This window comes from Sphingomonas sp. LH128 (assembly GCF_000293195.2).
GTDB lineage: Bacteria > Pseudomonadota > Alphaproteobacteria > Sphingomonadales > Sphingomonadaceae > Novosphingobium > Novosphingobium resinovorum_A.
In genome coordinates this window covers 15411-29350 of the sequence record NZ_ALVC01000328.1, presented here as the reverse complement: position 1 = coordinate 29350, position 13940 = coordinate 15411, and the positions used below count along the sequence as shown (strand labels likewise).

Here is a 13940-nt window from a genome sequence, read left to right as displayed (position 1 = left end):
GAACGAGACGTAACGGCTGTTGTAGGTGCCGGTCACGCGGCCGCCCTTGACGTAGAGGCGGAAGGGGATGCCGGCCGAGGTCGCGCCGTCGATCACGGTAACCTTGCCCTTCTGGGCAGTGGTGTAGTTGTAGTTGACGCCTTCGTGCGAGAATTCGCGGCTGTCGTCGGCCTGGGCGACGGCGGGAACGGCGAGGAGAGCAACGGCGGCAGAGGCGAGAACAGTCTTGAACATGGCAAAATCCTTAGATTCTGGATGAGGCTGGATCGCCTCGGGCGACGTTTATCTTGTGCGCTGCAGCAAAAGCGGATGTTGAACGGGAGTGCAATTTCAATACCCGAACTGGATGTTGCAAGTTTTGCAACTATTGGACAATGTGCCTGATTTTTAAGCAAATCGGCGTTGCAAGGCGCGAAGAAAAAACAGGCATGACCGCAAATTCATCATCGTCGGGTCAGGGAATCAGCCGAATCACACCGGCGGCCTGTCGAATCGCATGCGAAAGTTTGCCCGCCGGCCGGGAGAGGCGTACCGTGCAACTCATGTCGAGCATCAGACCGTACCGGGCGAGCGCACTGCTGGCCATTTTCGCAGTTGCAGCATGTCATTCCGCTTCGGACGGGTTGCCCGGTGATCCTGCCGATCATCGGCCGTGGAACGGCATCGCCGTCACGGAGACCGTGCACTTCGTCGGTACGGAGCCGTTCTGGGGCGGGCAGGTCGCGTCCTCGCGCCTGACGTATACAACCCCGGATAATGCCGAAGGCGAAACAGTGCCGGTCACCCGCTTCGCCGGTCGCGGCGGGGTTTCGTTCAGTGGAAAGCTGTCGGGCGGTGCGGCGACGCTGGCGGTCACGCCGTCGGTCTGCAGCGACGGCATGTCGGACACGCGCTATCCCTTTACCATCACCTTGCAGATCGGCGAGGAAACGCGGCAGGGCTGCGGCTGGACCGACCGCAGCCCGCGCACGGGCAGCAATTAGTCGCCGAGCGACTTTTCGAGCGTGATCTCGCAGTTCAGCAGCTTGGAGATCGGGCAGCCGGCCTTGGCTTCGTCGGCGATGCTGGCGAAGTCCTCGGGCGTGATGCCGGGTATGGACGCGGTGAGAGTCAGGGCCGACTTGGTGACGGAGAAGCCGTCGCCGTCCTTGTCGAGCGTGACCGTGCACTGGGTGTCGAGGGTGCCTTCGGCGTGTCCTGCGCGGGCGAGCGCGAAGCTGGTCGCCATGGTGAAGCAGGCGGCGTGCGCGGCGGCGATCAGTTCCTCGGGGTTGGTGCCGGGCTGGCCTTCGAAGCGGGTGCCGAAGCCGTAGGGCTGGTCTGACAACACGCCCGAGCGCGTGGTGATCGAGCCCTTGCCGTCCTTGCCGAGACCGACATAACGGGCGGAAGCGGTATTGGTGGTCATGTCGAGGTTCCCCTGGTGCTGATGCTACTGCTGGCGGGCCGAAGTGGCGCTGGCTGCAACGCCGGGGCTCTGTACAGGTTCCGAAAGTCTGCCGCGTGACGATGCCGCAGCGGGTTTGGCGAGCCTCGCGTTGCAGCACGAGGCTACGCCCGGGCGATGCTTCCTGGAAGAGCCTTTTACGCCTTGGCACCGGGCAGGGGGCGCGGCGCCCTCACATCCCGCCGAAAGCGGGGCTGATGCCCGTGATACCATGCGGTACACCAATCGTTGCGCAGCGCAAAAAGCGCAGAAATCCTAAGCTTCTTGAGGATTGTTCGCTTTGTCGCGGTGGGTGCGCATGGTACCTCTCGGCTTGTGAGATGACGGCCCGCGACGACGGTGCCGCACCGGAAGAGGATAGTTGTCATGAAGCGATTCCTGACAGCATTGCAGGTAGGGTTTGCCCTGTCGGCAATGGCTTTCCCGTCAGCAATGGCGATGACCGGAACCGGTCACGCTGCCGAAGTGTCCGTCGAGGCGGATGCGATGACCGGTGCGTACTACATGCGCGACAGCCTGGTTCCCCGAGCGGACGATCTCGCCCTGCTCCAGCGCAAGCCCGCGCTCTACCTTGCCAGTTTCAACGACGGCATGGCGACGGTGGCCTATTCGCTGGAGAACGGGCGGATCGTCTACCGGGTGGTCACCGGCGAGATCGGGGATGGTGCCCGGGCCGAGATCGACCGCGCGCTGGTCCGTCTGCAGCGCAAGGTCGCATGACGGTATAAAAAGAGAAGACGCAGGGAGAACGCGCGCGAAGGTCGGCTGGGCCTTCGCGCAGAGCCGAGGGAAGGGGAGAAGCGCAAGGCGCGGCGGGTAGCCACCACCGCCGCGCCTTGTTGCTATGTGCTCAGGCGCGCGCCTTCTGGCGGATCAGGCGCACGTAGGTATCGGCGACGGCCTGGTTTATGCGGTCCCAGCTGAACTCGCCGGCACGCGCGACGCCGGCGGCGCCATGGGTGCGTCGCAGTTCGGTATCTTCGATATAGCCTTTCAGCGCTTCGGCGAACTGGTGCACGGCGCCGGGCGGGATCAGGCGGCCCGAGACGCGGTCGTCGACGAGGCTCTGGCTGCCGGTGGCGGCCGCCGCGACGACGGGCAGCCCGCAGGCCATGGCCTCGAGCGTGACGTTGCCGAAAGTCTCGGTGACCGAGGGGTTGAACAGCACGTCCATCGAGGCGACCGCGCGGCCGAGGTCGGCGCCGCCCTGGAAGCCGACGAAGGCAGCGCCGGGAAGACGTTCCTCGAACCATTCGCGCGCAGGCCCCTGGCCGATCACCAGAACCTTGTGGGCGATGCCCTTGCGGCGCAGTTCGTCGAGCGTGTCCGAGAACACGTCGAGCCCCTTTTCCATCACCAGTCGGCCGAGGAAGCCGATGGCGACTTCATGGTCGGCGATGCCGTGGCTGCGGCGCCATTCGAGGTCGCGGCGGCCGGGGTTGAATATCTCGTGATCGACGCCGCGCGACCAGATCGAGACATCGTAGTTCATGCGCTGCTCGCGCAGGAGCTGCGCCATGCTTTCCGAAGGCGCGACAAGGGCGTTGCAGCGGCGATAGAAGCGGCGCAGGATCGCCTCGACCACCGGCTCGCCCCAGGCCATGTTGTAGTAGCGCAGGTAGGTTTCGAACCGGGTATGGACCGAGGACAGCACCGGAATGGTCCGGTTGCGTGCCCAGGTCACCGCCTGGTGGCCGACCGGGTCGGGCGAAGAGACGTGCACCACATTCGGCGCGAACTTCGCGAGGTCGCGGCGGGCCTTGCCCGAGATCGAGAACGGAACGCGGTATTCCGGACGTCCGGGAATCGCGAAGGAACGCACGCTGATAAGATCGCCGGTCGGCTCGAACGCGGGCTCGGCCACGGTCGGCGCGTAGACGCGAACTTGCGCGCCCTGGCGCAGGAGGTAGCCGACGAGACGATTGAGCGCTTGGTTGGCGCCGTCGCGGACGTAGTTGTAGTTGCCCGAGAACAGGGCGATGCGCAGATCTGCGGTGTCCATGATGGAGCGCCCCATAGCCGCCCCGGCCGCACTTGGCGAGGGTGCATGATGAGGCGCTCCCCGATGGATTTCATGGCCGTATGCATTGGGGGCGAGGGAGGCCGCGAACGGTCTGCCATCGATCGGGCAGCCGTCCGCGGAAAGCATCGCAGCTATGCTTCAGCGACGATAATCGCGGTCGCGCCAGCGGCGGTCGTCTCGCCGGTCGTCTCTGCGGTCATCGCGGCGATCCCAGCGTCCGTCACGGCGATCCCAGCGGCGATCGTCACGACGGTCCCAGCGATCCCGACGATCGTATTGCCTGTCCCGGCGCCAGTCGCGGCCACGGTCCCAGCGATTGCCGCCGTCGCGCCAACGATCACGATACCACGGCGAATAGTCCCGGTCGTAGTAGCGATCGCGATAATAGCGGTTGGGGTAGCCGTCGTAGTAATAATAATACCCGGGACGGTCGCGCACGGTGACGTAGCGGCGCGAGCCCCAGTAGCCGCGATCGTAGTAATTGCGATCACCGCGGTCGGCGATCGCGGCGCCGAGGGCAAGGCCGATCACGCCCGCACCGATGGCAATGGCGGCAGTGTCGTCACCGCGCCCGTAGTAGCGGTCTCGCGCCTGGGCTGGCGATGTGGTCACCAGCACCGAGGCGGCGAGTGCGGCCCCCAGCGCGAGTTTTTTCCCGAAGGATTTCAAATTTATACTCATGACGTGACGTCTCCCTTTCCGGGCCGACCGGGTAACGGCGGTAGCGGTGGGCACGCTGGAAACATGGGCCGGATGGACTGAACCGGAAGTGAATTTGTCGCGAGGCGTATCAGGCATGCGGCGAGCTGCGGGCGAGGGCGTGATCGTGTTCGGCCAAAACACCGTTCGTCATCCCCGCGACGGCAGGGCCCCTCCATCTGACGATCATGCAACAGGCGCCCTCGGAAGATGGATTCCCGCCTTCGCGGGAATGACAATGATACGGTTGAAATCGATCTTGCTCTGACGGCGTATGCAAAGACGCCCGGCCGAGGAGGAGGGGCCGGGCGTCTCGCGAAGTCGGGGAGGGGCCGAAAGGGGCGTCACCCGGCTTCGCTGGTATTCGATCGATCAGTAGCCGCGGCGCCAGTCACCCCGGTCGCCGTAGTAGCCGCGGCGCTGGTCGTCGCGGTGATCGCGGTTGTAGCGATCGTAGTCGCCGCGCGAGTAGCGGTTGCCGTCGCCATTCCAGTAGTAGCCGTCGCGATAGGACCAGCTCGAACCGTAGTAGCGGTCGTCGTAGCGGGCATTGTCGTAACGGTCGTGGTCGCGGCTGGACGAGGCGGCGATCGCGCCGACGGCAAGGCCCAGGATGCCCGCGCCGATAGCGACGGCAGCGGTGTTGTCGCCTCCCCGGTGCCAGTCGCGCGCCATCGCCGGCGTCGTAGTGGCAAGAGCGGTGGCGGCGAGGCCGACGGCCAGCGCGGTCTTCTTGAAAATGGTCATGGCTTCAACTCCTTGTTCGGGGTGGCGGATCAAGGAAGCCGTTGTCCCCGTGTGAAGTTTGGTATAAGCCCCGGCTCCTGAACCGGATCGAAGCGGATCTGGCAGAATCCATTCACGATTGTACGCAATTGTATGCGTAGCGGTACATGGGGCGATGCGGGGCTGCAGATGAAGCGGTTCCAGACATGTTTCGTCACGCGTCCGCCCGAAACGTGACACGCGGGCTCCCCAATCTGGCGTCATTGCATTGCCAGATTGGAGAATACCGATGATTTCCGCCGCTCTTCTTGCCCTTGTTTCGCTTTCCACGCCCGCTTCGGCATCGCTCGCTACTGCCTATGCCGGTGACAGCGTCGCCGCCTCGAAGGGCCATCCGACCATCGTGGCGCGCGCGCAGGGCAAGGCTTCGGCTCCGACCGTCTGCCATCCTGACCCGTCCAAGGGCCGCGCCTGCCGTCACGCCGTCGTCCAGGCCGAGCAGGCAGAGCGTCCGGTTCTGGCAGTCGCCGATGCGGCCGTGACCAAGGACTGACGCATCCGCCGCCTTGGCCTTTTGTGCAGATTTGCTGCGCGAAAGAGCGCGGCAGGACAATTTCCGACCGGCGCGGTTTGCCTGACCGCGCCGGTTGCCTATAGACAGCAGAGACAACCAGCACGATGACGGTCGCCCCCCGCTACAGACACCCGCACGAGACTATGACAACCCCTTCCACCATTCTGCTCGTCGAGGACGATGGCGCGTTGCGCACCCTGACCGCGCGAGCGTTGCGCCAGAGCGGTTTCAACGTGCTCACCGCCGCCACCGGCGCGGAGATGTGGGTGACCCTGCGCGAGGCGACGGTCAGCCTGGTCGTGCTCGACATCATGCTGCCGGGCACCAGCGGCTTCGACCTGTTCCGCCGCCTGCGCCGCGAAAGCGACGTGCCGATCATCTTCGTCAGTGCGCGCGGCAGCGAGGAAGACCGCGTGCTCGGCCTTGAACTGGGCGCCGACGATTACCTCGCCAAGCCTTTCAGCACCCGCGAACTGGCTGCGCGCGTCAGCGCCGTCCTGCGGCGCGGCGGCGGTCTCGATTCGACCAGCGAGCCGGTGCCCGAGATGCGGTCCGCCGATTCGATCCGGTTCGACGGCTGGGAAGTCTCGATGGCGCGGCGCGAACTGCGCTCGCCCAGCGGTGCGATCGTCGATCTGACCGGCGCCGAGTTCGACCTGCTCTCCACTTTCCTGGGATACCCGCAGCGAGTGCTCGGGCGTGAACGCCTGATGGAGCTTTCGCGCTCGCGCATCGGCGACAGTTCGGATCGCTCGATCGACGTGCTCGTCAGCCGCCTGCGCCGCAAGCTGCAGGCCGAGGGCTCCGAATCTCCGATCGTCACCGTTCGCGGCGTTGGCTACATGTTCAAGGCGGAAGTGATCCGCACCTGATGGCAGGCAGGTTCGTCGCCCTGTTCAGGCGGATGGGCCTGCCCGAGCGGCTGCTCGCGGTGCTGCTGGTCGTCGTCATTATCGACTTCGTGGCGAACTCCTTCCTGTTCGAGCGTGTCGATTCCTTCATGCTGCGGCGCGACGATGCCGAGCGCATCGCCGAGAACCTCGTCCTCGCGCGCCGGACGATGGAACATGCCGAGGCGGGCGAGCGCGACCAGATCGCCCACGTCCTCAGTACCGACCGCTTCCAGCTGCACTGGTTCGCGCCCGGCACCCGCCGCCGCGGTAGCTTAGGGCTGACCAACCTGCGCGCGCAGGTTGTCGCCCTTCAGCCCGAACTCGCCATGGCCGATCTCGAGCTTCACCTCGAGGAACTGCCGGGCAAGGGGAACATCGGCGGTTCGATCCGGCTTTCCGACAACAGCCTCGTGAAGTTCCATACGCATGCGAAGTCGGCGTGGAAGCTGACGCTGGGCCGGATCGCCGGGCTGGTGCTGCCCACGCTGCTGCTCTTCGCGCTTGCCTGGGTGCTGGTACGCACCACGCTCAAGCCCCTCCGCACCCTGATCGGTGCGACCCGCCATCTCGGCTCCGGTCCGCCGCGTCCGGTGCCCGAACGCGGACCGGACGAGCTGCGCGAACTGATCCGCGCACTGAACGAGATGCAGGAACGCATCCACCAGTCGCTGGTGGATCGCACCCAGACGATGCTGGCGATCGGACATGATCTCAAGACCCCGCTCGCGCGCATGAGGCTGCGGCTCGACGACGAGAGCGTCGATCCCGAAGTGCGCGACGGCCTGAACCACGACATCGACGAGATGCGCATGCTGCTCGATTCGATCCAGGCTTATGTCGACAGCGACGGCCGCTCGATCCCGGCGGAGCGCATCGACATCGCGGTCATGGCCGAAACACTGGTCGATACCGCTGCCGATCATGGCGCCGACGCGACCTATTCCGGCGTGTCCAGCCTGGAAGTCAAAGTGCGGCCCGTGCCGATCCGCCGGGCCCTGTCGAACCTCATCGAGAACGCGCTGCATTACGGCGGCAATGTTCGCGTCAGCGTGCGCCGGGACGGGGGGGCGGTGGAGATCACCGTCGACGATGACGGCCCCGGCATCCCCGACGATCGCATCACCGACGCGCTCCAGCCTTTCGTCCGCCTCGACACGGCGCGGGCGCGGGACACCGCCGGAATGGGCCTCGGCCTGCCGATCGTGCGCAAGGCCGTGCGCACGGAAAACGGCACCCTGGACTTGCGCAACCGGCCCGAAGGCGGACTGCGGGCGACCATCCGCCTGCCCATGGGTACGGACTGACCCGGAGTTCACACACGCTGCATCGCAGCAAACTTTCGTAACGTTCGCGCACGCTCAGCGACAAGCGCGGCACCTAGCTTTCCACAGTGAGCCGCAGTGCGTGCGCTGACGGCAGTGGATAAAAGAAAGGTGTTCCAGTGAACGAACTGATCGGTCGCGTCTTCAACTTCGAGAAGACCCTCTTCCCCGCCAGCAGCGAGTTGTTCGGCAAGCTGACCACGCACGGCCAGTCGCCCAAGGCGCTGATGATCTCGTGCGCCGATTCGCGCATCGTGCCCGAGCAGATCATGCAGGCCGAGCCCGGCGACCTGTTCGTCTGCCGCAACGCCGGAAACATCGTGCCGCCTTACGCGACGCTCAACGGCGGCGTCACCTCGACCGTCGAATATGCGGTCATGGCGCTCGGCGTGCGCGACATCATCGTCTGCGGCCACTCGGACTGCGGCGCGATGAAGGCGCTGTCCGATCCCACCGGCCTCGAGGCGATGCCGAACGTCGCCGCCTGGCTCAAGCACGGCGCCGCGGCCGAGAACATCGTCAGCGCCTGCCATTCCGACCTTCAGGGCAAGGACCGCGTCCGCGCGATCACGCTGGAGAACATCATCGCCCAGATCAGCCACTTGCGCACGCATCCGGCCGTTGCCGCGGGCATCGCGCGCGGCGAGATAACGCTGCATGGCTGGATGGTCGACATTCACGCCGGTCAGGTCCTTGGCCTCAACGGCGACACCGGCGAGTTCGTGCCGCTGCGCGAAGACCGTGACCTGCCGGTTGCTCTCGCCGCCCGCAGCCGTTTTGCCACCGAATACGCAGAAGCGGCAGAATGACCTCGGTTTCCTCTGGCGTGGGAGACGGCCGCCAAGGCCTCTTCTCCCACTTCGGCCGCGATTTCACGGCGTCGATCGTCGTGTTCCTGGTCGCCATGCCGCTGTGCATGGGCATCGCCATCGCTTCGGGCGTGCCGCCTGAAAGGGGCCTCGTCACCGGCATCATCGGCGGCGTGGTCGTCGGCCTGCTGGCGGGTTCGCCGCTGCAGGTCAGCGGCCCGGCGGCCGGCCTTGCGGTCATCGTCTTCGAGTTCGTTCGCGAGAACGGACTCGAGGCGCTTGGTCCCGTGCTGCTTCTGGCAGGCGTGCTCCAGCTGATTGCCGGTGCGCTCAGGCTCGGCGGGCTGTTCCGCGCGATCAGCCCGGCTGTCGTTCACGGGATGCTGGCGGGTATCGGCGCGCTGATCGTCATCGGCCAGTTCCACATCCTGTTCGACGCCAAGCCGCTGTCGAGCGGCCTCCAGAACCTCGCGGCGATGCCCGCGCGCGTCTTTGGCCTCGACTTCACCAATGCGGCTGCAACCGAAATGGCGCTGCTGATCGGCGTGCTGACGATCACCGTCATGCTCGCGTGGGAAAAGCTGCGTCCCAAGTCGATGGGTCTGGTTCCCGGCGCGCTGCTCGGCGTGGTTTCCGCCACGGCGGTTGCCTGGGGCATGGGCCTGGACGTCGCCCGCATCGAGGTGCCTGCCTCGATCGCCTCGGCTTTCAGCCTGCCGACCAGCGCCGCCTGGTTCGCGCCGCTGAGCCAGCCTGCGCTGCTCGTCGCAGCCGTCGCCATCGCCTTCATCGCCAGCGCCGAGACGCTGCTCTCGGCGGCTGCCGTCGATCGCATGCATGACGGCGTGCGTACCCACTACGACAAGGAACTGCGCGCGCAGGGCATCGGCAACTTCCTGTGCGGCGTCTTCGGCGCATTGCCGATGACGGGCGTGATCGTGCGCTCCTCGGCGAACGTGCAGGCAGGTGCAAAGACCCGTCTCTCGACGATCTTCCATGGCGTGTGGATCCTCGGTTTCGTCGCGTTGCTGCCCTGGCTGCTGCGCGAAGTGCCGATGGCCGCGCTCGGCGGCGTTCTGGTCGTCACCGGCTGGAAGCTCGTCAGCCTCAAGCACGTCACGCACCTGTTCAAGGCGCATGGCCCGCTGCCCGCAGCGATCTGGGCCGCGACCTTCGTGCTGGTGGTCACCACCGACCTGCTGACCGGCGTGCTCGTCGGCCTGGCGCTCTCGGTCGTCGAGCTGCTGCCGCACTACAAGCACCTGCGGCTCAAGGTCGCGGAGCATGACGAAGGTGAAGCGACCCGCGTGGAACTGAACGGTGCGGCCACCTTCGTCGGGCTCACCCGCCTGAACGCGGTGCTGGAGAAGCAGCCGGCGAACCGTCCGGTCCACCTCGACCTCGGCTTGGTCAAGGCGATGGACCACACCACGGCGGAGACGCTGTCCGAATGGATCAGCCGCCGCCGCCAGGGTGGCCAGCGCGACCGGATCACCGGTCCCGATGCCATCCTGCGCCCGCTGCCGCTGGCCAGCTGACGATCTGATTGAACACCTGGCGGGCCGGGAACCCTCACACCCGGCCCTCTAACCTACGGGCGGAGCGCGTAAGCGTTTCCGCCCGCTTTCTTTTGGACGGTGCCGTTTTCTGATCGCAGAGCGAATTGGCCTGCATAGATACTCGGCAATATCGTGACGGCGTGCTTGTGTTGCTACGCAACCACACTTGTTGCGCTGCAGAATTCAGCAACAGTTCGTTACGATAACGCAAGAATAGAGACAGGTCGGCGCCATATCCATGACCCTGCCGGCATGAAACGGGCTCGCCACGCAGCGGAGCCCGGCTTGCAGGCCGCAGGACGGAACATGCTACAACAGTAACATGAGGGTGTTCCGACTATGAAGTTTCGTCTCTTTGCCGGCGTCGCCGGCCTCGCAGCCGCGTTTGCTGCGACTCCCGCGATGGCGCAGGAGGAAGCCCCCAGTGAATTCACCATCGCGGGCAGCGTCGGGCTCGTCACCGACTACCGTTTCCGCGGTGTGTCGCAGTCCGACAAGGAACTCGCGGTGCAGGGCGGCGTCTCGGTTACGCATGAAAGCGGGCTCTACGTCGGCACCTGGGGTTCGAACCTCTCGGGTTGGGGCACCTTCGGCGGCTCGAACACCGAACTCGACATCTACGGCGGTTTCGCGGCCGAAGTGACGCCGGGCGTGAAGGTGGACGTCGGCGTGACCTGGTACATGTACCCGGGCGGCTCGGACATCACCGATTTCGCTGAACCCTACGTCAAGGTTTCGGGCTCGGTCGGTCCGGCGAACCTGCTCGTCGGCGCGGCCTATGCGCCCAAGCAGGAAGCGCTCGGTCGCTGGTATCTGGACGCCGATTCCTACGCGACCGGCATTCCCGATGCACCCGGCGCCAAGTCGGACAACTTCTACCTCTGGGGCGATGCCAGCACCGGCATTCCCAACACGCCGCTGACCCTGAAGGCACACCTGGGCTATTCGAACGGCAATTCCGGCCTTGGCCCCAACGGCACCAGCGTGGCGCCGACGGGCAGCTATCTCGACTGGATGCTCGGCGCGGACCTCGCGGTCGGCCCGGTCGTGCTGGGCGTGGCTTACATCGACACCGACATCTCGAAGGCGGAATCGGCTTACCTGAAGCCGAACTTCTCCTCCTCCAAGAACGGTTCGCAGATCTCCGGCTCGACCGTGGTGTTCTCGCTGTCCGCGGCGTTCTGATCACTTGGCCTTGCGGGGCAAACGGGGGGAGGGCCGGCCGGGCAGGGCCGGCCCTCTTTCAGTATCCGGTATAGCGGCCCGGGCGGTGCCAGACCCACAGTATGCCCGCCGTGGCCGCGACGCCCAGCAGCGACCAGCCCATGCGCACCGCATCGAGCCGTGAGGCGGCGAACAGCAGCACCGTACCGTCGATGATGAGCTGGGTGCGGCCGGCATTCCATCCGCGCGTGCGATAAAGCCATAGCACCAGCGCTCCCGAGCCGCCCGTTGCCGCCCCATGGCGGGCGAGGGCGAGCGCGCCCATGCCGATGACGCTGCCGCCGACGACCGCTGCAACCGGGTCGCTCACCCGGGCGATGTCGATGCCCATCGGGGCCAGGGCGGTCATCGCGAACAGGCCGAGCGTCACCACGGCGGTCTTTATCAGGAACCGCCAGCTCATCGAGCGCAAGGTGATCGCCATCAGCGGCGCCGAGATCAGCGCATAGAGCAGGCCCACCGGCCATCCCGTTGCATAACTCAGCACCAGCGCGACACCCGCCACACCGCCTGTCGCGAGCCCTGCCGCGCGCAGCAGCACGAGCCCGACCGCGAGATGGATCGTGCCCACGAAGAGGGCGTAGATATCCTCGCCGTGCCCGTGCGGGGTGGGCGAGGGTGCGTTGGAACTCGTCATTGCAGTCATGCCCCCTGCTTCAAAAACACGAAAGGCCGGAAGCGCCCTTCGGCGCCCCGACCTTTCATTCAACCGGTAATGCATCCCCCCGCGATCGCTCTTTTCAAAGCCCGACCACAGGGGAGGGCAAAATCAGGCGCTTTCCTTCTTGCGGCTCTGCTTCTTGCGCTCGTTCGGGTCCAGGTGGACCTTGCGCAGGCGGATCGACTGCGGGGTGACTTCGACCATCTCGTCGTCGTCGATGTAGGCGATGGCCTGCTCGAGCGTCATCACGCGCGGCGGGGTGAGGCGGATGGCGTCGTCCTTGCCGGTCGAACGGAAGTTCGTCAGCTGCTTCGACTTCATCGGGTTCACTTCGAGGTCGTCGGTCTTGGCGTTCTCGCCGATCAGCATGCCCTCGTAGATCTTTTCCTGGGGCTTGATGAACAGCACGCCGCGATCTTCGAGCGAGTTCAGCGCGTAGCCGACCGCTTCACCGGTGCAGTTCGAGATCAGCACGCCGTTCTGGCGGCCTTCGATCGGGCCCTTGTGGGCGTCGTACTTCTCGAACAGGCGGTTCATGATGCCGGTGCCGCGCGTGTCCGAGAGGAACTCGCCATGGTAGCCGATCAGGCCGCGCGAAGGGGCCGAGAAGGTGATGCGGGTCTTGCCCGAGCCCGAGGGACGCATATCGGTCAGTTCGGCCTTGCGGCGCTGCATCTTCTCGACGACCGTGCCCGAGTGCTCATCGTCCACGTCGATCACGACGGTTTCGTAAGGCTCGGTGCGGCCGCCCTTTTCGTCGGTGCCGAACAGCACGCGCGGACGGCTGATGCCGAGCTCGAAGCCTTCGCGGCGCATGGTTTCGATGACGACGCCCAGCTGGAGTTCGCCGCGACCGGCGACTTCGAAGCTGTCCTTGTCGGCCGATTCGGTGACGCGGATGGCGACGTTGGTTTCCGCCTCGCGCATCAGGCGGTCGCGGATCATGCGGCTGGTGACCTTGTCGCCTTCACGGCCCGCGAGCGGCGAGTCGTTGACGGCGAAGCGCATCGCCAGGGTCGGCGGATCGATCGGCTGCGCCTGGATCGCCTCGGTGACCGAAGGATCGGCGATGGTGTTCGACACGGTCGCCTTTTCGAGACCGGCGAGGGCGATGATGTCACCGGCGCGGGCTTCTTCCACGGGCACGCGGTCGAGGCCACGGAACGACAGCACCTTGGTGGCGCGGCCCACTTCGACGACCTTGCCGTCCATGTCGATGGCGCGGATCGGGTCGTTGACCTTCAACGTGCCCGACTGGACGCGGCCGGTGAGGACGCGGCCCATGAAGTTGTCGCGGTCCAGCAGGGTGGCGAGGAACGAGAACGGCGCGTCGACGTCGAGGTTCGGCGCGGGGACGTGCTCGACGATCTTTTCGAACAGCGGGGTCAGGTCGCCTTCGCGGCGGTCCGCATCGTAGCTGGCGTAGCCGTTGCGGCCCGAAGCGTAGAGGGTCGGGAAGTCGAGCTGCTCGTCGTTGGCGTCGAGGCTGACGAAGAGGTCGAACACTTCGTCGAGCACTTCGGCGTGGCGGCCGTCGGGACGGTCGATCTTGTTGACGACGACGATCGGCTTCAGGCCGAGGCCCAGCGCCTTGCCGGTGACGAACTTGGTCTGCGGCATCGCGCCTTCCGAGCTGTCGACGAGGAGAACCACGCCGTCCACCATCGAGAGGATGCGCTCCACTTCGGCGCCGAAGTCGGCGTGTCCGGGCGTGTCGACGATGTTGATGCGATAGCCGTTCCACTCGATCGAGGTCGGCTTCGCCAGAATGGTGATGCCGCGCTCCTTTTCGAGGTCGTTGCTGTCCATCGCGCGCTCTTCGATGCGCTGGTTGTCACGGAACGTGCCGGACTGGCGGAACAGCTGGTCGACGAGGGTGGTCTTGCCATGGTCGACGTGCGCAATGATCGCGATATTGCGCAAGGGAAGCGGGGCGGACATTGTTGTTCTCTCTGTACGAGGGCCGGAGGCGGGCAGCCATCGTGTGCTGCACCGCAAAATTG

General features: G+C 65.7%; 15 protein-coding genes. 8 read left to right on the top strand and 7 right to left on the bottom strand.

The features are described 5' to 3' along the window. Window positions 1-234 (bottom strand): hypothetical protein (locus tag LH128_RS23325; RefSeq protein WP_008832150.1); only part of this gene is annotated, 234 nt, incomplete at its 3' end. A gap of 308 nt (window positions 235-542) precedes the next feature. Here LH128_RS23325 and LH128_RS23320 point away from each other — a divergent pair. Beyond that, the gene (locus tag LH128_RS23320) at window positions 543-983 is read left to right on the top strand and encodes a COG3650 family protein (RefSeq protein ID WP_008832149.1); all 441 of its coding nucleotides are present in this window, start codon (window positions 543-545) and stop codon (window positions 981-983) included. On the opposite strand, the gene LH128_RS23315 is transcribed toward LH128_RS23320, so the two are convergent. Then, window positions 980-1408, bottom strand: a complete 429-nt coding sequence (locus LH128_RS23315) for an OsmC family protein (protein ID WP_008832148.1) — start codon at window positions 1406-1408, stop codon at window positions 980-982. The genes LH128_RS23320 and LH128_RS23315 overlap by 4 nt on opposite strands. Window positions 1409-1813: 405 nt before the next feature. Here LH128_RS23315 and LH128_RS23310 point away from each other — a divergent pair, with 405 nt between their 5' ends. Further along, entirely contained in the window at window positions 1814-2167 is a 354-nt protein-coding gene (locus tag LH128_RS23310; RefSeq protein WP_008832147.1) for a hypothetical protein, read from the top strand. A gap of 130 nt (window positions 2168-2297) precedes the next feature. Here LH128_RS23310 and LH128_RS23305 read toward each other — a convergent pair whose 3' ends face one another. The 3 genes from LH128_RS23305 to LH128_RS23295 all read right to left on the bottom strand — a co-directional run bounded on the left by LH128_RS23305 (window position 2298) and on the right by LH128_RS23295 (window position 4916). Then, window positions 2298-3449, bottom strand: a complete 1152-nt coding sequence (locus LH128_RS23305; RefSeq protein ID WP_037521038.1) for a glycosyltransferase family 4 protein — start codon at window positions 3447-3449, stop codon at window positions 2298-2300. Window positions 3450-3608: 159 nt separating this feature from the next. Beyond that, complete coding sequence (locus tag LH128_RS23300) at window positions 3609-4151, bottom strand: hypothetical protein (protein ID WP_008832145.1); 543 nt, start codon at window positions 4149-4151, stop codon at window positions 3609-3611. Window positions 4152-4541: 390 nt separating this feature from the next. Then, the gene (locus LH128_RS23295) at window positions 4542-4916 is read right to left on the bottom strand and encodes a hypothetical protein (RefSeq protein ID WP_008832144.1); all 375 of its coding nucleotides are present in this window, start codon (window positions 4914-4916) and stop codon (window positions 4542-4544) included. A 268-nt stretch (window positions 4917-5184) separates the two neighbouring features. Between LH128_RS23295 and LH128_RS23290 the strand changes: the two genes are divergently transcribed. The 6 genes from LH128_RS23290 to LH128_RS23265 all read left to right on the top strand — a co-directional run bounded on the left by LH128_RS23290 (window position 5185) and on the right by LH128_RS23265 (window position 11237). Beyond that, complete coding sequence (locus LH128_RS23290; RefSeq protein WP_008832143.1) at window positions 5185-5448, top strand: hypothetical protein; 264 nt, start codon at window positions 5185-5187, stop codon at window positions 5446-5448. A gap of 164 nt (window positions 5449-5612) precedes the next feature. Beyond that, window positions 5613-6341: a response regulator transcription factor gene (locus LH128_RS23285; protein ID WP_008832142.1), complete on the top strand. Its 729-nt coding sequence runs from the start codon at window positions 5613-5615 to the stop codon at window positions 6339-6341. Beyond that, complete coding sequence (locus tag LH128_RS23280; protein ID WP_008832141.1) at window positions 6341-7666, top strand: ATP-binding protein; 1326 nt, start codon at window positions 6341-6343, stop codon at window positions 7664-7666. The genes LH128_RS23285 and LH128_RS23280 overlap by 1 nt, the downstream gene beginning before the upstream one ends. Window positions 7667-7803: 137 nt before the next feature. Then, the gene (locus LH128_RS23275) at window positions 7804-8493 is read left to right on the top strand and encodes a carbonic anhydrase (protein WP_008832140.1); all 690 of its coding nucleotides are present in this window, start codon (window positions 7804-7806) and stop codon (window positions 8491-8493) included. Next, the gene (locus tag LH128_RS23270) at window positions 8490-10031 is read left to right on the top strand and encodes a SulP family inorganic anion transporter (RefSeq protein WP_008832139.1); all 1542 of its coding nucleotides are present in this window, start codon (window positions 8490-8492) and stop codon (window positions 10029-10031) included. Before LH128_RS23275 ends, LH128_RS23270 begins: the two co-directional genes overlap by 4 nt. Before the next feature lie 360 nt (window positions 10032-10391). After that, a complete protein-coding gene (locus tag LH128_RS23265; protein ID WP_008832138.1) occupies window positions 10392-11237 on the top strand; it encodes a TorF family putative porin in 846 nt (281 codons plus the stop codon). A 58-nt stretch (window positions 11238-11295) separates the two neighbouring features. On the opposite strand, the gene LH128_RS23260 is transcribed toward LH128_RS23265, so the two are convergent. Beyond that, entirely contained in the window at window positions 11296-11913 is a 618-nt protein-coding gene (locus LH128_RS23260; protein ID WP_036529522.1) for a YitT family protein, read from the bottom strand. A 132-nt stretch (window positions 11914-12045) separates the two neighbouring features. After that, complete coding sequence (typA, locus tag LH128_RS23255) at window positions 12046-13878, bottom strand: translational GTPase TypA (RefSeq protein WP_008832136.1); 1833 nt, start codon at window positions 13876-13878, stop codon at window positions 12046-12048. Window positions 13879-13940 lie beyond the last annotated feature (62 nt).

Coding starts and splice junctions, on each gene's coding strand:
- LH128_RS23290 (WP_008832143.1), top strand. CDS start 5,185: ATGATTTCCGCCGCTCTTCTTGCCCTTGTTTCGCTTTCCACGCCCGCT.
- LH128_RS23310 (WP_008832147.1), top strand. CDS start 1,814: ATGAAGCGATTCCTGACAGCATTGCAGGTAGGGTTTGCCCTGTCGGCA.
- LH128_RS23285 (WP_008832142.1), top strand. CDS start 5,613: ATGACAACCCCTTCCACCATTCTGCTCGTCGAGGACGATGGCGCGTTG.
- LH128_RS23295 (WP_008832144.1), bottom strand. CDS start 4,916: ATGACCATTTTCAAGAAGACCGCGCTGGCCGTCGGCCTCGCCGCCACC.
- LH128_RS23280 (WP_008832141.1), top strand. CDS start 6,341: ATGGCAGGCAGGTTCGTCGCCCTGTTCAGGCGGATGGGCCTGCCCGAG.
- LH128_RS23305 (WP_037521038.1), bottom strand. CDS start 3,449: ATGGACACCGCAGATCTGCGCATCGCCCTGTTCTCGGGCAACTACAAC.
- typA (WP_008832136.1), bottom strand. CDS start 13,878: ATGTCCGCCCCGCTTCCCTTGCGCAATATCGCGATCATTGCGCACGTC.
- LH128_RS23270 (WP_008832139.1), top strand. CDS start 8,490: ATGACCTCGGTTTCCTCTGGCGTGGGAGACGGCCGCCAAGGCCTCTTC.
- LH128_RS23260 (WP_036529522.1), bottom strand. CDS start 11,913: ATGACGAGTTCCAACGCACCCTCGCCCACCCCGCACGGGCACGGCGAG.
- LH128_RS23320 (WP_008832149.1), top strand. CDS start 543: ATGTCGAGCATCAGACCGTACCGGGCGAGCGCACTGCTGGCCATTTTC.
- LH128_RS23315 (WP_008832148.1), bottom strand. CDS start 1,408: ATGACCACCAATACCGCTTCCGCCCGTTATGTCGGTCTCGGCAAGGAC.
- LH128_RS23265 (WP_008832138.1), top strand. CDS start 10,392: ATGAAGTTTCGTCTCTTTGCCGGCGTCGCCGGCCTCGCAGCCGCGTTT.
- LH128_RS23300 (WP_008832145.1), bottom strand. CDS start 4,151: ATGAGTATAAATTTGAAATCCTTCGGGAAAAAACTCGCGCTGGGGGCC.